Annotated in this window: 14 protein-coding genes; 2 read left to right on the top strand and 12 right to left on the bottom strand. The window is 74.1% G+C overall.

The features are described 5' to 3' along the window. Positions 1-154 precede the first annotated feature (154 nt). The 11 genes from AC07A4_RS08315 to hrcA all read right to left on the bottom strand — a co-directional run bounded on the left by AC07A4_RS08315 (position 155) and on the right by hrcA (position 13,577). On the bottom strand, positions 155-1,321 hold the full coding sequence (locus AC07A4_RS08315) for a carbohydrate kinase family protein (protein WP_478594735.1): 1,167 nt from the start codon (positions 1,319-1,321) through the stop codon (positions 155-157). Between the two features lie 39 nt (positions 1,322-1,360). After that, positions 1,361-2,650, bottom strand: a complete 1,290-nt coding sequence (locus tag AC07A4_RS08320; protein ID WP_478594737.1) for a glucarate dehydratase family protein — start codon at positions 2,648-2,650, stop codon at positions 1,361-1,363. Positions 2,651-2,950: 300 nt separating this feature from the next. After that, complete coding sequence (locus AC07A4_RS08325; protein ID WP_478594739.1) at positions 2,951-3,937, bottom strand: adenosine deaminase; 987 nt, start codon at positions 3,935-3,937, stop codon at positions 2,951-2,953. A gap of 75 nt (positions 3,938-4,012) precedes the next feature. Further along, positions 4,013-4,921, bottom strand: a complete 909-nt coding sequence (locus AC07A4_RS08330) for a ribonuclease Z (RefSeq protein ID WP_478594742.1) — start codon at positions 4,919-4,921, stop codon at positions 4,013-4,015. A gap of 6 nt (positions 4,922-4,927) precedes the next feature. After that, on the bottom strand, positions 4,928-5,281 hold the full coding sequence (locus AC07A4_RS08335) for a histidine triad nucleotide-binding protein (RefSeq protein WP_478594744.1): 354 nt from the start codon (positions 5,279-5,281) through the stop codon (positions 4,928-4,930). Between the two features lie 51 nt (positions 5,282-5,332). Then, a complete protein-coding gene (locus tag AC07A4_RS08340) occupies positions 5,333-8,572 on the bottom strand; it encodes a S41 family peptidase (RefSeq protein WP_478594747.1) in 3,240 nt (1,079 codons plus the stop codon). Between the two features lie 45 nt (positions 8,573-8,617). After that, positions 8,618-9,322: a hypothetical protein gene (locus tag AC07A4_RS08345; RefSeq protein ID WP_478594750.1), complete on the bottom strand. Its 705-nt coding sequence runs from the start codon at positions 9,320-9,322 to the stop codon at positions 8,618-8,620. Positions 9,323-9,470: 148 nt separating this feature from the next. Continuing rightward, positions 9,471-10,220, bottom strand: a complete 750-nt coding sequence (locus AC07A4_RS08350; RefSeq protein ID WP_478594753.1) for a 16S rRNA (uracil(1498)-N(3))-methyltransferase — start codon at positions 10,218-10,220, stop codon at positions 9,471-9,473. Next, positions 10,217-11,299 carry a nitronate monooxygenase gene (locus tag AC07A4_RS08355; protein ID WP_478594756.1) on the bottom strand — a complete coding sequence of 361 codons (1,083 nt, stop codon included), beginning with the start codon at positions 11,297-11,299 and terminating at the stop codon, positions 10,217-10,219. The genes AC07A4_RS08350 and AC07A4_RS08355 overlap by 4 nt, the downstream gene beginning before the upstream one ends. Before the next feature lie 124 nt (positions 11,300-11,423). Then, positions 11,424-12,560 carry a molecular chaperone DnaJ gene (gene dnaJ, locus AC07A4_RS08360; RefSeq protein WP_478594759.1) on the bottom strand — a complete coding sequence of 379 codons (1,137 nt, stop codon included), beginning with the start codon at positions 12,558-12,560 and terminating at the stop codon, positions 11,424-11,426. After that, positions 12,561-13,577, bottom strand: a complete 1,017-nt coding sequence (gene hrcA / locus AC07A4_RS08365; RefSeq protein ID WP_478594762.1) for a heat-inducible transcriptional repressor HrcA — start codon at positions 13,575-13,577, stop codon at positions 12,561-12,563. It abuts the gene before it with no gap. A gap of 211 nt (positions 13,578-13,788) precedes the next feature. On the opposite strand from hrcA, the gene AC07A4_RS08370 reads away from it, so the two are divergent. Then, on the top strand, positions 13,789-14,541 hold the full coding sequence (locus AC07A4_RS08370) for an MBL fold metallo-hydrolase (RefSeq protein ID WP_478594763.1): 753 nt from the start codon (positions 13,789-13,791) through the stop codon (positions 14,539-14,541). Between the two features lie 23 nt (positions 14,542-14,564). After that, positions 14,565-15,380 carry a DUF3097 domain-containing protein gene (locus AC07A4_RS08375; RefSeq protein WP_478594765.1) on the top strand — a complete coding sequence of 272 codons (816 nt, stop codon included), beginning with the start codon at positions 14,565-14,567 and terminating at the stop codon, positions 15,378-15,380. Between the two features lie 86 nt (positions 15,381-15,466). Here AC07A4_RS08375 and hemW read toward each other — a convergent pair whose 3' ends face one another. After that, a complete protein-coding gene (hemW, locus tag AC07A4_RS08380; protein ID WP_478594768.1) occupies positions 15,467-16,693 on the bottom strand; it encodes a radical SAM family heme chaperone HemW in 1,227 nt (408 codons plus the stop codon). Position 16,694: the final 1 nt, after the last annotated feature.

Below are 16,694 nucleotides of genomic sequence, written 5' to 3' on the forward strand. Positions count from 1 at the left end.
CCTCGTCGCGGGGGCTCGCCCGCTCGGCGCCCTCGTACTGCCAAGAGTACGACCAGGCACGGACAACGCCGTAGGCCTTTTCCGTCTACGGTTCCGTCTCCGGTGCGGGACATGGGCCGGGAGCCGGGGGCGTCCCGGCGCCGTGGCCGTGGCGTCAGGCGGAGCGCCGGAAGCCGATGGTGGGGACGGCGCGCCGCAGCGGCCAGGGCCGGGCGGCCTCCGGGAGCAGGGCCTGCAGGAAGCCGTAGCGCTCCAGGGCGAGGGGGTCCTGCCGGTCGAGCTCGCGCACGCGCCGCCACCACCCGGCGATCTCCTCCCAGCCGGGCGCCGAGAGGGAGCCGCCGAACTCCTGCACGGACAGGGCGGCCGTGAGGCCGGCGAAGGCGAGCCTGTCGGCGAGCGGCCAGCCCGCGAGGGTGCCGGTGACGAAGCCCGCGACGAACACGTCGCCCGCGCCCGTCGGGTCCAGGGCCTCGACCTCGATGGCGGGCACGGAGGCGGTCTCGCCGGTGCGCCCGTCCACCGCGTACGCGCCCTCGGCGCCGAGGGTGACGACGGCGAGGGGCACGTGCTCGGTGAGGGCGTGGGCGGCGGCGCGGGGGCAGCTGGTGCCGGTGTAGCGCATCGCCTCCTGCGCGTTGGGCAGGAACGCCTCGCAGTGGCGCAGGTCGGGCAGGCTGGCCAGGTCCCAGCCGCCGGTGTCGTCCCAGCCGACGTCGGCGAAGATCCGCGTGCCGCGCCGGGCGGCCGCCGCGATCCAGGGGGCGCTCGTGCCGGGGACGAGGGCGGCGACGGCGGCCCGCGCGCGGGGCGGGCAGTGGGGGGCGCCCGCGTCCGGCGCGTGGACGTCGGAGGGCGGCTCGTGGCCGTGGCTGACCATGGTCCGCTCGCCCTCGTACGCCATGGAGACCGTGACCGGCGAGTGCCAGCCGGGCACGGTCCGTGACGAGGACAGGTCGATGCCCTCGCCCTGTTCGAGGGCGTCCCAGCAGTACTCCCCGTAGTGGTCGTCGCCGAAGGCGGCGGCCAGCGAGGTGCGCAGGCCGAGCCGGGCGAGCGCGGTCGCCATGTTGGCGATGCCGCCCGGGCTCGACCCCATGCCCCGCGCCCAGGACTCGGTGCCCCGCACGGGCGCCGATGCGAGGCCCGTGAAGATGATGTCGAGGAAGACGGTGCCGGTCAGATACACGTCACAGGGCGGATCACCGGCGCGCCGCGCCGACTTGAGCGGGTCCACGACGGGGTCGGGCCCCGGCGCGGCGGCGGCGCGCTCGGGTGGTACGGCTGCTGCCTCGGGTGGTACGGCGGGTGGTACGACCATGGAGGCAACGTAACCGACGGCGCCGACAAGTGGCCCGCGCTACCAGCGCGGCACGGGCGGAGTCACCCATCGCGGGTCGGCGAGCCGCATGGCCGCCGCGTCGTCCCGCTCCCGCAGCGCGGCGAAGTCCTCGTCGAGCCAGCGCCGGTGCAGCGCGTCGAGCTTCGCCCGGTCGAGCGTCACGCCGAGCCCCGGAGCGTCACTGACCGCGACCCGCCCGCCGGTGAAGCGGAGCCGCTCGGTCAGCACGTCCTCGGTCTGCCAGGGGTAGTGCGTGTCGCAGGCGTACCCGAGGTCCGGCACGGTGGCGGCGACGTGCGTCATGGCGGCGAGGCTGATCCCCAGGTGCGTGTTGGAGTGCATGGAGACGCCCACGCCGAACGTGCGGCAGACGGCGGCCAGTTCGCGCGTCCGCCGCGGCCCGCCCCAGTAGTGGTGGTCGCTGAGCACCACGCGCACGGCGTTCTTCGCGAACGCCTCGGGTATCTCCTCGAAAGTGGTCACGCACATGTTGGTGGCGAGCGGCACGGGGGTGCGGGCGGCGACCTCGGCCATCGCGGCGGTGCCGAGCACCGGGTCCTCCAGGTACTCCAGGACGTCGCCGAGCTCGGCTGCGACCTTCAGGGAAGTCTCCACCGACCAGGCCCCGTTGGGGTCGAGGCGCAGCGGCCGCCCGGGGAAGGCCTCGGCGAGCGCGCGGACGGCGGCGATCTCCTGGTCGGGCGGGAAGACGCCGCCCTTGAGCTTGTACGAGGTGAAGCCGTGCCGCTCGGTGAAGAGGCGGGCCTGGGCGACGACTCCGGCCGGGTCGAGCGCGGCGCCCCAGTCATCGCTCTCGCCGCCCCGGGGATGGGCGGCGAGCTTGTAGAACAGATACGCGCTGTACTCCACGGCGTCGCGGACCTTGCCCCCGAGCAGGGCGTGCACGGGCAGCCCGAGCGCCTTGCCGAGCGCGTCCAGGCAGGCCACCTCGAAGCCCGACGCGACGGACAGGCGCAGTTTGTCGGCGGTGCGGGCGCCGCGCAGGCCGCCGCCGTCGACGGCCGGGTCCACGCGGGTCGCGTCCACCGCGATCTCGTCCACGAGTGTGAACAGGGCGTTGAGGTCTCCCACCGCCCGCCCCACCAGCGCGGCGGCCAGCGGCCTGGCCAGCTCCAGGTATGCGCCGTCCCCGTAGGTCTCCCCCACGCCCGTCGCGCCGCCCTCCGTCTCCACCTCGATGATCAGACGTGGTGTGTAGGGCTGGTGCAGGCCTTGGGCGTTCAGGAGCGGGGGGTCTGCGACGAGTACGGGGGTGAGCCGTACGGCGGTGACGGTGAGCCCGGGCATGCGGTGCCTCCTGTCCAAGGGTGCGAACGCCCCCTACATACCCGAACGCTCCCCAGTCAACGCTCCCCTTTGTCCTCAAACGCCGGACGGGCTATGTCTCCCACCCGCCCACCCTTACACCTGCGGCGGCAACGGCACCCCCCGACCTAGCGGCTCTCGGGTGGGTGGGTGGGAAAAGATCCAGCCCGTCCGGCGTTTGAGGACGAGGCGCGCCAGCGCCGATTGGCTTGGAGCGGGGGAACGGGGGCAGCCGCACCCGGATCGGGAAGGGGTGGGCCTGGGGCGCGCCGCGAGGGACCGTCAGGGGAACGTGTAGGCGTCCACCTCAGCCAGATACGCCGCCCGCAGGCCGTCGTCCAGGAACGCCGCCTCGAAGGAATTCCGCGCCAGCTCCCGCAGCTCTTCCTCCCCCACCCCCAACGCCTCCCGCACAGCGAGGAACACATCCCCCGCATACCCCCCGAAGTACGCGGGATCATCGGAGTTCAGGGTGCACACAAGCCCCGCCGCCATCATGCGCGGCAGCGGATGCGCCGCCAGCACGTCCACCGCCCGCAGCCGCACGTTGGACAGGGGACACAGCGTCAGCGGCACCCGCTCGCGCACCAGGCGCTCCACGAGCTCCGGGTCCTCCATGCACCGCAGCCCGTGGTCGACGCGCTCGACGCCGAGGATGTCGAGGGCCTCGCGTACGTAGGAGGCGGGCCCCTCCTCCCCGGCGTGGGCGACCTTGCGAAGGCCGAGCGCGCCCGCCGCCTCGTACACGGCGGCGAACTTGCTCGGCGGGTGGCCGACCTCGGCCGAGTCGAGGCCGACGCCGGTGATCCGGTGCAGATGCGGCCGCGCGGCCTGGAGGGTCTCCATGGCGGACTCGGCGGACTGGTCGCGCAGGAAGCACATGATGAGCCGGGTGGTGACGCCGTGCCGCTCCTCGGCGCGGTCGAGCGCGCGGCCGAGGCCTTCGACGACGGTCGCGAAGTCGACGCCGCGCGCGGTGTGCGCCTGGGGGTCGAAGAAGATCTCGGCGTGCCGCACGCCCTGTGCTGCGGCGCGGGCGAGGTAGGCGTCGGCCAGTTCCTCGAAGTCGGCTTCCGTGCGCAGGACGGCCATGAGGCCGTAGTACAGGTCGAGGAAGGACTGGAGGTCCTCGAAGCGGTAGGCCTCGCGGAGCGCTTCGGTGTCGGCGTACGGCAGGGTCACGCCGTTGCGCGCGGCGAGCGCGAAGGCGAGTTCGGGTTCGAGGGTGCCTTCGATGTGCAGGTGGAGTTCGGCCTTGGGCAGGGGCATGGTGGGTGGCGCTTTTCTCTCGGTGCTGGCTCGGTGCTGGCTCGGTGCTGGTTTCAGGAATCGCGCGACGTTGGTTCAGGCGCCGCGCTTGGGCAGCGGCACCCGCATCAGGTCCCGCGCCACGGTCAGCTCGCCCTCGAAGCCGGCGGCCCGCGCCTGCTGTTCGAAGAGCGCGGGGTCCGGGTAGCGCTGGCTGAAGTGGGTCAGGACGAGGTGCCTGACGCCCGCGTCTCTGGCCACCGCGGCGGCCTGGCCCGCCGTCAGGTGGCCGTGGTCGGAGGCCAGCTTGTGGTCCTCGTCGAGGAAGGTCGACTCGATGACGAGCATGTCGCAGCCGTCGGCGAGGGCGTGCACGCCCTCGCACAGGCGGGTGTCCATGACGAAGGCGAACCGCTGTCCGCGGCGCACCTCGCTGACCTCGTCGACGCTGATCCCGCGCAGGCTGCCCTCGCGCTGCAGGACGCCGACGTCGGGCCCGGTGATGCCGCGCTCGGCGAGCAGCCCCGGCAGCATGCGCCGCCCGTCGGGCTCGACCACGCGGTAGCCGTAGGACTCGACGGGGTGGGAGAGCTTCGCGGCCTCCAGGCGGTACGACGGCGTGGTGGCGAGGACGCCGTCGGCGGCGACGGGCGCCTCGGTGATCCCGACGGTCTCGCGGTACGCGGTCGCGTACCGGAGGCGGTCGAAGAAGCGCTGGCCGGACGCCGGGTAGTGGGCGGTGACGGGGTGCGGCACGCGGTCCAGGTTGATGCGCTGGATGACGCCCGCGAGGCCGAGGCTGTGGTCCCCGTGGAAGTGCGTGACGCAGACGCGGTTCAGGTCGTGGGCGGCGACGGAGGCACGCAGCAACTGCCGCTGCGTGCCCTCGCCGGGGTCGAAGAGGATGCCCTCGCCGTCCCAGAGCAGGACGTACCCGTTGTGGTTGCGGTGCCGGGTAGGTACCTGGCTCGCGGTGCCGAGCACCACCAGTTCACGTACGGACACAGGGGATTATCCGGGGGGCCACTGCAAGCCGCGGCCGCCGAGGACGTGGGCGTGGGCGTGGAAGACGGTCTGCCCGGCACCGGCGCCGGTGTTGGCGACGATGCGGTAGCTCTCCGCCCCCTCCTGGGCGGCGACCTCGCCCGCCTCGCGCAGTATGTCGGCCGCGACGTCCGGCTCCGCGGCCGCGAGCGACGCGGCGTCCGGGTAGTGCGCCTTCGGAATCACCAGGACGTGCGTCGGCGCCTGGGGGTTGATGTCGCGGAAGGCGAGAGTGGTGCCGGTCTCGCGCACGATCGTCGCGGGCACCTCCTTCGCGACGATCTTGCAGAACAAGCAGTCATCCTGTGGTTCGCCCGCCATGGTCCAGCCTCCTGATCATGTTTGCGTACGTCGGCATGCTATCCGGGGCGCTCAGCCGGGCAGCGGCGGAGCCGTCCTCGCGGGGTTCTCGGCCAGGGCGGCGAGCGCGACGCGGACCGCCTCGTCCAACTGCGGGTCGCGTCCGGCCGCGTAGTCCTCGGGCGTGGTGACGACCTCGACGTCGGGGTCGACGCCGTGGTTCTCCACGCCCCAGCCGGGGCCCTCCAGCCAGAACGCGTACTTGGGCTGGGTGACGAGAGTGCCGTCGACGAGGTGGTAGCGGCTGTCGATGCCGACGACGCCGCCCCAGGTGCGGGTGCCCACCACGGGCCCGATGCCGAGGGCCTTGATCGCGGCGTTCACGATGTCCCCGTCGGACCCGGAGAACTCGTTGGCGACGGCGACGACGGGGCCGCGGGGCGCGTCCCCGGGGTAGCTTAGCGCCCCGGAGCCGCGCGGCAGGTCCCAGCCGACGATGCGCCGGGCCAGCTTCTCCACGACCAGCTGCGAGGTGTGCCCGCCGCGGTTCTCGCGGACGTCCACCACCAGGCCCTCGCGGGCGACCTCAACCCGCAGGTCCCGGTGGATCTGCGCCCAGCCGGGCGCCTGCATGTCGGGGACGTGCAGATAGCCGAGGCGGCCGCCGGAGCGCTCGTGGACGTAGGCGCGCCGGTCGGCGACCCACGCGTGGTAGCGCAGCGGCTCCTCGTCGTCGACGGGGACCACCACGGCGTGCCGGGGGTCGCCGCCCCCGGCCGGGGACACGGTCAGCTCGACGGGCTTGTCGGCGGTGCCTACGAGCAGCGGCCCTGGCCCTGTCACCGGGTCGACCGGGCGTCCGGCCACGGCGAGGATCGCGTCGCCCGCGCGCACCGCGACGCCGGGCGCGGCGAGCGGCGAGCGCGCGGCCGGGTCGGAGGTCTCCGACGGCAGCACGCGGTCCACCCGCCACAGGCCGTCCTCGCCCCGGGAGAGGTCGGCGCCGAGCAGGCCCTGGCGGGCGCCGCCGTAGCCGCCGCGGGGCACCACGTAGGCGTGGGAGGTGCCGAGTTCGCCCTGGACCTCCCAGAGCAGGTCGACGAGGTCGTCGTGGGTGGCGACGCGCTCCAGGACGGGGCGGTAGCGGGCCAGGACGCCGTCCCAGTCGACGCCGCCCATGTCGGGCCGCCAGAAGTTGTCCCGCATGAGGCGGCCCGCCTCGTCGTACATCTGCCGCCACTCGGCGGCCGGGTCGACGTCCTGGCGCACCCGGCCGAGGTCGACGGTGATGTTGCTGTCGCTGTCCTCGTCGCCGGAGGCGCGGCGGTCGCTCGGCACCACCTTGAGCTTGCCGTCGGCCCACAGCAGCACCCGCTTGCCGTCGCCGGTGACCGCGAAGTGGTCGGCGTCGCCCTTGAGTTCCTCGACGCGGCGCTGCGCGAAGTCGTAGCGCTCCAGGGAGGAGCTCGGGTCGGGGTCGGCGGGGGTGGCGCGGGAGGCGCCGAGGACGCCACGGACCGGGTGGCGCAGCCACAGCAGGCCGTCCTTCGCGGCGCGCAGCGTGCTGTAGCGGGCGGCCTCGACGGGGAAGGGCACCACGCGGTCGGTGAGCCCGTCGAGGTCGACGCGGGTGACCGGGGAGCCCTCGCTGTCGGGGGTCTCGGCGTGCGGCCCCTCCGCGCTGTCGAAGGCGCGGCCGTGGCGCTGCGGCCCGAACGGCGAGGGCGTCGTCGCGGCCAGGGTGATGAGGTGCGGCCGGGAGCCGCCGACGAAGGCGAGGTCGAAGACGTGGTCGTCGTAGACCGGGTCGAAGGCGCGCGCGGACAGGAACGCCAGGTGCTTGCCGTCGAGCGTGAACGCCGGGCTGTAGTCGCGGAAGCGCAGCTGGGTGGCCTCCGAGACGGACAGGTCGGCGGTGTTGGCGAGCTTGAGCTGGCGCAGCGGGCGCGGCCCGGGGTGCGACCAGGCGAGCCAGGCGGAGTCCGGCGAGAAGACAAGGCCGGTGGCCTCGCCGTGCTCGGCGCGGTCGACCTCGCGCACCTCGCCGCTCTCGCGCTCCACGATCAGGACCCGGCCGTCGTGCGCGGCGACGGCGGCACGGCTGCCGTCGGGCGCCATGGCGAGCGCGAGGACCCGGCCGAGCTGTCCGGCCGCGAGGCGGCGCGGCGTCGCGCCGGGGGTCAGGCCGGTGGCGGGCGCGAACTCCAGGGCGTCGTCGCCCGCCGCGTCCGTCACCCACACCACGTGTTCCTCGCCCTCCACGCGGAAGGTGCGCGGCAGCCGGGCCCGCACGCCCTGCGTCGCGGCGAGCGAGCGGGCGGGGCCCTCGCGGTGGGTGACCCAGTGCACGGCGCCGCGCACCGAGACGGCGCTGCCGCGCCCGGTGTGGTCGGGCGCGGCGGCGCCGAACCAGCGGGCGGCGCTCACCGGGTGCGGCTGGAGGTCGGCGCGCTGGCCGCCGAGGCGGATGTCCAGGCGGCGCGGCTCGGCGTCCACCAGGTCGTCGAGGACCCAGAGTTCACCCGCCGACGCGTAGGTCACGCGGGTGCCGTCGGTGGCGGCGTGGCGGGCATAGAAGCCGTCGACGGGGGTGTGGCGGCGCAGGTCGGTGCCGTCGGGCAGGGAGGAGTACAGGGCGCCGACGCCCTCGTGGTCGCTGAGGAAGGCGATGCGGCCGCCGACCCACAGCGGGTACTCGATGTTGCCGTCGAGGTCCGCGTGGACGCGCGCGAAGCCCGCCGCCTCCGCGTCGCCGTCCTGCTCGTCCCCGCCCCCGCCCCCGCGGATCCACAGCTTGCCCGCCGTGCCGCCCCGGTACCGCTTCCACCAGGCGGCCTCGCGGCCCATCGGCGCCGACAGCAGCAGGACCTGGCGGGCGGGGTCGTCGAGGCCGTGGGCGACGTCGCCGACGATGCCGTACGGCAGCCGCTCGGCGGGGCCGCCGTCGAGCGGCACGGCGTGTGCCCAGGTGCGGCGGAAGGAGGCCTGCCCGTGCGCGCCGAGCACCAGGACCCGGCCGTCGGGCGTCCAACCGCGTACGGACGTCTTGGTGTTCCCCCAGTACGTGAGGCGTTTCGAGGGGCCGCCGTCGACGGGCGCGAGGTGTGCCTCGGGCGCGCCGTCGCGGGTGGACGTCCAGGCGATGGTGGTGCCGTCCGGGGAGACGCGCGGGTGGGTCACGGGCGTGTTGTCGGCGCTGACCCGCCAGGCTCGGCCGCCGTCGAGGGGCGCGAGCCACACGTCGTCCTCGGCGGTGAAGGCGATCAACTCGCCGTGCGGATGCGGAAACCGGAGGTAGGCAGGCTGTGTCACACCGTCAGCCTAAGCAGGCGTCAGGCCGCGGGTGACCGTTTTTGATCACTTGCCCGGGTAGCAGCACGTCGGATCCGGCCGCTCGGTCACGGTCACGGTGGCGGTGGGAAGCGGCCGGTCTCCGGGGTCGTGGGTGGCGGGCGGGTCGTCCTGGTCCCCGTTGCCGCCGTTGCCGCCGTTGCCTCCGTCGTCGTCGCTGTCGTCGTGGTCGTCCCCGCCGCCCTGGCAGTTGCCGAGCACGTCGACGCGGAACCACTGCTTCTGCTCGACCTTCGCGGTCAGGCTGCCGCGGACGCAGAAGCCGTTGCGCACGTCGGTGACCCGGCCCTTGAGGGTGATGTCCTTGTCGTCCTCGGACTTGCCCCGGCAGTCGACCCGGGCCTCGCGCCGCCGGTCACGGCCGTTGTCGTCGCCGTCGTTGTCGTCGCCGTTGTCGTCGTCGCCGTTGTCGTCGTCGTTGTCGATGAACGAGGCGGTGCAGTTGAGCCAGGCGACGTCGAGGTGCTGACGCTGTAGCTCGCGCGTGCCCATCTTGTCGGTGGTGAGCGCGATCGCGGCCGTGCTCATGTCGCCCTCGACGGGGTCGCACGCGGCGAGGCCGAGCCCGGCGGCCCCGGCCACCGCGACCGCGGCGAACGCGCGCCCCCGCCGCGACCGGCCGCCCGCGCGCCGCAGCCGCCCGGCTCCCGCCGGACGCGGTGTGCGCGCCGGTCGCGGCCAGCGCCTCGCAAGTCGCCTCGCAGCCCCCATGAGCGGCAGCGTGCCACCGCGGGGCGCCGCGCGGTAGACCGCATGCGGCCATGTGTCCAGTACCGGCCACTCGTCAGCGAGGCCCGGCCCGGCAGGCCCGGTCCAGTAGGCCCGGTCCGGTAAGTCAGGTCCGGTAAGTCAGGTCAGGTCAGGACCAGCGGCCGGTCCGGCCGAGGAGCAGGGCCGTCGCCGCGGTGCCCGCGGTCGACGTGCGCAGCACGCTGCGTCCCAGGCGGTACGGCTTGGCGCCCGCCTGCGCGAACACCGCGAGCTCCTCCGGGGACACCCCGCCCTCGGGCCCCACCACGAGCACGACGTGCCCGGCCGCGGGCAGCTCCGCGGTGGCCAGCGGCTCGCTGCCCTCCTCGTGCAGGACGCCCGCGAAGTCGGCGTCCGCGAGCAGCGCGGCGACCTGTTTGGTGGACGCGAGGCCAGCGATCTCGGGGAAACGCACCCGTCGCGACTGCTTGCCCGCCTCGCGCGCCGTCGCCCGCCACTTGCCGAGCGCCTTGACGCCCCGCTCGCCCTTCCACTGCGTGATGCAGCGGGCGGCCGCCCACGGCACGACGGCGTCCACACCGGTCTCGGTCATGGTCTCCACGGCGAGCTCGCCGCGGTCGCCCTTGGGCAGCGCCTGCACGACGGTGATGCGGGGACTCTCCCCGGGCTCCTCGCGCACGCCCTCGCCGTCGACGGCGACGAGCAGCCGGTCCTTGCCCTCGGTGTCCGCGACGACGCCGTGCGCCCACCGCCCGGCTCCGTCGGTGAGCACGACGTCCTCACCGGCGCGCAGCCGCTTCACGGACACCGCGTGCCGCCCCTCGGGGCCCTCCAGTACGTACGTACGTCCCGGCGCGGCACCCGTGAAGTCCTCGACCACGAACACCGGCGCCGTCATCGCGCACCGCCCACGCCGTCCGCGGCGAACCCGGCCCTGGCCTCGTCGAGTTCGGCGACGAGCACCTCCATCAGGTCCGCGGCGGGCAGCTGCCGCGCCAGGCGGTGCCCCTGGCCCGCCCACAGGGCCATGGCCTGCGGGTCCCCGGTCTTGGCCGCCGCCTTGCGCAGCCCCGCGGTCAGATAGTGGATCTGCGGGTAGGCGGCGGGCGCGTAGGGCCCGTGCTCGCGCATGAAGCGGTTGACGAGGCCGCGCGCGGGGCGCCCCGAGAACGCCCGGGTCAGCTCCGTGCGCACGAACCTGGGGTCGGTCATGGCCTGCTTGTGCAGCGGCTGCGCGCCCGACTCGGGCGTCACCAGGAAGGCGGTGCCGAGCTGCGCGAGGTCGGCGCCCGCGGCGAGCACCGCGGCGATCTGCGCGCCGCGCATCAGCCCGCCCGCGGCGATCACGGGCAGCCGCACGGCCTCCCTGACCTGGGTGATCAGGCTCAGCAGGCCGATGCCGGAGCCGTCGGTCTCCGGGTTGTCCCGGTGGGTGCCCTGGTGGCCGCCCGCCTCGACGCCCTGCACGCACACGGCGTCCGCCCCGGCCGTCTGCGCGGCGAGCGCCTCCTCCGCCGTGGTGACGGTGACGACGGTGGTCGTGCCGACGCGGGCCAGCGCCTGGAGGTCCCGCTTCGCGGGGCAGCCGAAGGTGAACGACACCAGCGGCACCGGGTCGTCGCGCAGGATCGCGAGCTTCGCCTCGTAGCCGTCGTCGCGCTTGACGTCGGTGTCCCCGAGCTCCGTCTCGTACCAGGTGGCCTCGCCCGCGAGCTGGTTGCGGTACACCTCGACGGCCGCCGGGTCCGCGTACTCGGGCTGCGGCATGAAGAGGTTCACCCCGAAGGGGCGCGCCGTCAGCCCTCTGAGCTGTTTGACCTCCTGGTACATCCCGTCGGCGGTCTTGTACCCGGCCGCGAGAGATCCGAGCCCCCCGGCCTCGGACACGGCCGCCGCGAGCTGCGGCGTCGAGCCGCCGCCCGCCATGGGCGCCTGCACGATCGGGAAACGACAGAGGGCGTGGAGAGGGGAGGACATACCGGCATCGTGCCACGTCCGGCGGGGGCGTCTCGCCCAGGGTCCACCGATGTGGTCCACCGTGCCGCGGGGCGGCACGGGTGCTCCGGCGCCCCGGGGTCACCCAGGGCGCCGGGCCGGGGCGCTAGCGCCCGTTGAACGCGTCCTTCAGGCGGGAGAACAGGCCCTGCTGGCCCGGCTGGAACTGGCCGGTGGGCCGCTCCTCGCCACGGGCCTTGGCCAGCTCCCGCAGCAGCCGCTCCTGCTCCGGGTCGAGCTTGCTGGGCGTGAGGACCTCGACGTGCACGATGAGGTCACCGCGCCCGCCGCCCCGCAGATGCGTGACGCCGCGCCCGTGCAGCGGGATCGACTGCCCGGACTGCGTGCCGGGGCGGATGTCGACCTCCTCCATGCCGTCGAGCGTCTCAAGCGGCACCTTCGTGCCGAGGGCCGCCGCCGTCATCGGCAGGGTGACGGTGCAGTGCAGATCGTCGCCGCGCCGCTGGAAGACGGCGTGGGGCAGCTCGTGGATCTCGACGTACAGGTCACCGGCGGGGCCGCCGCCGGGGCCGACCTCGCCTTCGCCCGCGAGCTGGATGCGGGTGCCGTTGTCGACACCGGCGGGGATCTTCACCGTCAGGGTGCGCCGGGAGCGGATGCGGCCGTCGCCCGCGCACTCCGGGCACGGCGTGGGCACCACGGTGCCGAAGCCCTGGCACTGCGGGCAGGGGCGCGAGGTCATGACCTGGCCGAGGAAGGACCGCGTCACCTGCGACACCTCGCCGCGGCCGCGGCACATGTCACAGGTCTGCGCGGAGGTGCCGGGGGCGGCGCCCTCGCCCGAGCACGAGGTGCACACCACGGCCGTGTCGACCTGGAGGTCCTTGGTGGTGCCGAAGGCGGCCTCTTCGAGGCTGATCTCCAGGCGGATCATGGCGTCCTGGCCGCGGCGGGTGCGCGAGCGCGGTCCGCGCTGCGAGGCCGTGCCGAAGAACGCGTCCATGATGTCCGAGAAGTTGCCGAAGCCACCGGCTCCGAAACCGCCCGCGCCACCGCCGCCCGACTGGGACAGCGGGTCCCCGCCGAGGTCGTAGACCTGCTTCTTCTGCGGGTCCGAAAGCACCTCGTAGGCGGCGTTGATCTCTTTGAAGCGCTCTTGCGTCTTCGGATCGGGGTTGACGTCCGGGTGCAGCTCGCGCGCGAGCCTCCGGAAGGCCTTCTTGATCTCGTCCTGGGAAGCGTCGCGGCGCACGCCGAGTACGGCGTAGTAGTCCGTGGCCACTTACGACTCCGCCAGGATCTGTCCGACGTAACGTGCCACTGCGCGTACTGCTCCCATCGTTCCCGGATAGTCCATGCGGGTCGGTCCGACCACGCCGAGCTTGGCTACTGCCTCGCCCCCCGAACCGTAGCCGACCGAGACGACGGACGTGGAGCTGAGTCCCTCGTGGGCGTTCTCATGACCGATCTTCACCGTCATGCCCGAATCCGTAGCCTCACCAAGCAACTTGAGGAGCACGACCTGCTCCTCCAGGGCCTCGAGGACCGGTCGGATCGTGAGAGGGAAGTCATGTCCGAAACGGGTGAGATTGGCGGTTCCGCCGATCATCATCCGTTCCTCGTTCTCCTCGACGAGGGTTTCGAGGAGCGTGGAAAGGACGGTGGCGACCGTCGCCTGGTCCTCCTTGTCGAAGGACTCGGAGAGGTCCTGGACCAGCTGCGGCACGTCCGAGAAGCGGCGGCCCGCGACCCGGCTGTTCAGCCGCGCCCGCAGGTCCGCGAGTGACGTTTCACCGAACGGCGCCGGGCAGTCGATCATGCGCTGCTCGACCCGGCCCGTGTCCGTGATCAGTACGAGCATCAGCCGGGCGGGCGCGAGGGACAGCAGCTCCACGTGGCGCACCGTGGAGCGCGTCAGCGAGGGATACTGCACCACCGCGACCTGGCGGGTCAGCTGCGCGAGCAGCCGCACCGTGCGGCCCACGACGTCGTCCAGGTCGACCGCGCCGTCCAGGAAGTGCTGGATCGCGCGGCGCTCGGGCGGGGTCATCGGCTTGACGCCCGCCAGCTTGTCCACGAAGAGGCGGTAGCCCTTGTCGGTGGGGATGCGCCCGGCGCTGGTGTGCGGCTGGGCGATGAACCCTTCCTCCTCGAGCGCGGCCATGTCGTTGCGGACCGTGGCCGGGGAGACGCCCAGGCGGTGGCGCTCGGTGAGCGCCTTGGAGCCCACCGGCTCCTGGGTGCCCACATAGTCGTGGACGATGGCGCGCAGCACCTCGAGCCTGCGTTCACTGAGCATCGCGCGCACCTCCACCGGTCGTCCCGCACCGTGAGCCCCCGCCGCGGCGGCCCCACTCCCTTGGCACTCACGAGCCGCGAGTGCCAACCTTCATCGAGTCAGTGTACGGCCGGTGGGTACGGCCCCGGCAAGGGCCGACCGCTTTGTCATGCCGACGTGTGGCGGCCGTCTCCCGGGGGCCTCTTACCCCCGCGGGCGTTAGCGTCACCGTATGAACGACAACCTCGCCGCCCCGCCCGCCTGGGAGTCAGCGGGCTGGGAGCGGCTCACCGAGCGTGTGGGACGGGTGCGCCTTCCGGTCTGGGACTGCACCGCCGGGCTCGTGGTCGGCGACGGGGCCGCCCTGATGGTCGAGGCCGGGTCGAGCCTCAAGGAGGGCGCGCGGCTGCGGGCCGACGCCCGGCGGCTGCTCGGCGCGGGCCGCCGCGTGACCCACCTCGCGCTGACCCACCCGCACTTCGACCACGTCCTCGGCGCGGCGGCGTTCGCGGGCGTGGAGGTGTTCGGGGCCGTCGGCGTGGACGCCGTGCTCGCCGCGGGCGGCGAGGAGCTGTGCGGGGACGCCGTCCGGCACGGCCTCGACCCGCGGGCCGCCGCGGAGGCCGCCGACCTGCTCGTGCTCCCGCGCCACCTGGTGTGCGGCGAGTGGACGCTCGACCTGGGCGGCGGGGTCCAGGTGCTGCTCGCGAACGTCGGCCCCGGCCACACCGGGCACGACCTGGCGGTCCTGGTGTCCGGGCCCGAGGGCCCCGAGGTGGTCTTCTGCGGCGATCTGGTGGAGGAGTCGGGCGAGCCGCAGGCGGGGCCCGACGCGCTGCCGCGGCGCTGGCCCGCCGCGCTCGACCGGCTGCTCGACCTCGGCGGCGAGGACGCGCTTTACGTGCCGGGGCACGGGGCGGTAGTGGACGCGGCGTTCGTGCGCGCCCAACGAAAGGAGCTGGCCCGCCGGTTCGGCGTGACGTGACGCGATGTCATAACGTCTGTCGAATGCGCAGCTACGACCCGGACCTCACGCCGCCGTGGAAGAAGTCGGCCCCCGTTCCCGAAGTCCCCGCCGAGGTGGACCTGGTGGTGGAGGAGGCGGGGACGGGCTTCTGCGGCGCCGTGATCCGCTGCGAGAAGTCGGCCGAGGGCCCGACGGTGACCCTGGAGGACCGCTTCGGCAAGCACCGGGTCTTCCCGCTGGCGCCGCGCGGCTTCCTGCTTGAGGGCAGGGTCGTCACCCTGGTCCGCCCCACGGCGGCGGCGCCCGCGCGGCCCGCCCGCACCGCGTCGGGATCGATCGCCGTGCCCGGCGCGCGGGCCCGGGTGGCGCGCGCGGGGCGCATCTATGTGGAGGGGCGTCACGACGCGGAGCTGGTCGAGCGGGTGTGGGGGGACGACCTGCGTGTCGAGGGCGTCGTCGTGGAGTACCTGGAGGGCATCGACGACCTCCCCGCGATCGTCGCCGAGTTCGCCCCCGGCCCCGACGCGCGCCTGGGCGTCCTGGTGGACCACCTGGTCCCCGGCTCCAAGGAGTCCCGTATCACGGCGGCCGTCAGCAGCGAGCACGCGCTGGTGGTGGGCCACCCCTACATCGACGTGTGGGAGGCCGTGAAGCCCGCCTCGGTGGGCATCGCGGCCTGGCCGCGGGTGCCGCGCGGCCAGGACTGGAAGACCGGCGTGTGCCAGGCCCTGGGCTGGCCCCCGAACACGGGGGCCGCCTGGCAGCGGATCTTGGGCTCGGTGCGCAGCTACAAGGACCTGGAGCCGGCGCTTTTGGGCCGCGTCGAGGAGCTGATCGATTTCGTGACGGCTCCGTAGGCGCCGCGCGCGGGAGGAACAGCCCGTCCGGCGTTTGAGGACGAGGCGCGCCAGCGCCGATCAGGGGCGGCCAAGGCCTGGCGGCCTCAGTCGACGAGGTCCCGCACGACCGCGTCGGCGAGCAGCCGCCCCCGCAGGGTGAGCACGGCCCGCCCCGCCTCGTAAGGCCCGGGCTCAAGGAGTCCGTCCGCCAGCGCCCGCCGCGAGGCGGCGAGGCCCTGCTCCTTGAGGAGGTCAAGCGGGCAGCCCTCGCGCAGCCGCAGCTCCAGGAGGATCCGTTCCACGCGCCGGTCCTCGTCCGGCAGGACCTCGCGTCCGGCGCCGGGCGACCGCCCTTCCGCGAGCGCGGCCGCGTACGCGCCCGGGTGCTTCACGTTCCACCAGCGCACACCCCCCACGTGGCTGTGCGCGCCGGGCCCGGCGCCCCACCAGTCCGCGCCCCGCCAGTACAGCTCGTTGTGCAGGCAGCGGCCCGCCTCCGAAGTGGCCCAGTTCGACACCTCGTACCACTCGTACCCGGCGGCGGCGAAGCGCTCGTCGGCGATCAGATAGCGGTCGGCGTGCACGTCGTCGTCCGTCATGGGGACCTCGCCGCGCCGGATGCGCCGGGCGAGCTGGGTGCCCTCCTCGACGATCAGCGCGTACGCCGACACGTGGTCGGGCCCGGCGCCGATGGCCGCGTCGAGGGAGGCGCGCCAGTCGTCGTCGCTCTCGCCGGGGGTGCCGTAGATCAGGTCGAGGTTGACGTGCTCGAAGCCCGCCGCGCGGGCCTCGGCGACGCAGGCCTCGGGGCGGCCGGGGGTGTGCGTGCGGTCGAGGATCTTCAGGACGTGCTTGCGGGCGCTCTGCATGCCGAAGGAGATCCGGTTGAAGCCGCCCTCGCGCAGCGCGCTCAGGTACGCCGGGTCGACGGACTCCGGGTTCGCCTCCGTGGTGATCTCCGCGTCGTCGGCGAGGCCGAACTCGTCGCGGACGGCGCTCAGCATCCGGACCAGGTCCCCGGCGGCGAGCAGCGTGGGCGTGCCGCCGCCGACGAAGACCGTCCGGACGGGGCGCGGGTCGTCGCCGAGCACCTTGCGGGCCAGGCGGACCTCGTCGGCGAGGGTGTCGGCGTAGTTGTCGCGGGAGGCGAGCACGCCGCCGGAGCCGCGCAGTTCGGTGGCGGTGTAGGTGTTGAAGTCGCAGTAGCCGCAGCGCGTGGCGCAGTACGGGACGTGCAGGTAGAACCCGAGCGGAGCCGTGCCGCCGAGGGCGGTCGCGGGGAGTGCCCCGTCCTGGGGCACGGGTTCTCCATCGGGCAGGGCGGAAGGCATG

Source organism: Streptomyces sp. NPDC043996, from assembly GCF_056435225.1.

Bases quoted from the DNA above. Each gene is read 5' to 3' on its own strand.
- AC07A4_RS08315 (WP_478594735.1), bottom strand. From the start codon at position 1,321: ATGGTCGTACCACCCGCCGTACCACCCGAGGCAGCAGCCGTACCACCC.
- AC07A4_RS08320 (WP_478594737.1), bottom strand. From the start codon at position 2,650: ATGCCCGGGCTCACCGTCACCGCCGTACGGCTCACCCCCGTACTCGTC.
- AC07A4_RS08325 (WP_478594739.1), bottom strand. From the start codon at position 3,937: ATGCCCCTGCCCAAGGCCGAACTCCACCTGCACATCGAAGGCACCCTC.
- AC07A4_RS08335 (WP_478594744.1), bottom strand. From the start codon at position 5,281: ATGGCGGGCGAACCACAGGATGACTGCTTGTTCTGCAAGATCGTCGCG.
- AC07A4_RS08345 (WP_478594750.1), bottom strand. From the start codon at position 9,322: ATGGGGGCTGCGAGGCGACTTGCGAGGCGCTGGCCGCGACCGGCGCGC.
- AC07A4_RS08350 (WP_478594753.1), bottom strand. From the start codon at position 10,220: ATGACGGCGCCGGTGTTCGTGGTCGAGGACTTCACGGGTGCCGCGCCG.
- AC07A4_RS08355 (WP_478594756.1), bottom strand. From the start codon at position 11,299: ATGTCCTCCCCTCTCCACGCCCTCTGTCGTTTCCCGATCGTGCAGGCG.
- hrcA (WP_478594762.1), bottom strand. From the start codon at position 13,577: ATGCTCAGTGAACGCAGGCTCGAGGTGCTGCGCGCCATCGTCCACGAC.
- AC07A4_RS08370 (WP_478594763.1), top strand. From the start codon at position 13,789: ATGAACGACAACCTCGCCGCCCCGCCCGCCTGGGAGTCAGCGGGCTGG.
- AC07A4_RS08375 (WP_478594765.1), top strand. From the start codon at position 14,565: ATGCGCAGCTACGACCCGGACCTCACGCCGCCGTGGAAGAAGTCGGCC.
- hemW (WP_478594768.1), bottom strand. From the start codon at position 16,693: ATGCCTTCCGCCCTGCCCGATGGAGAACCCGTGCCCCAGGACGGGGCA.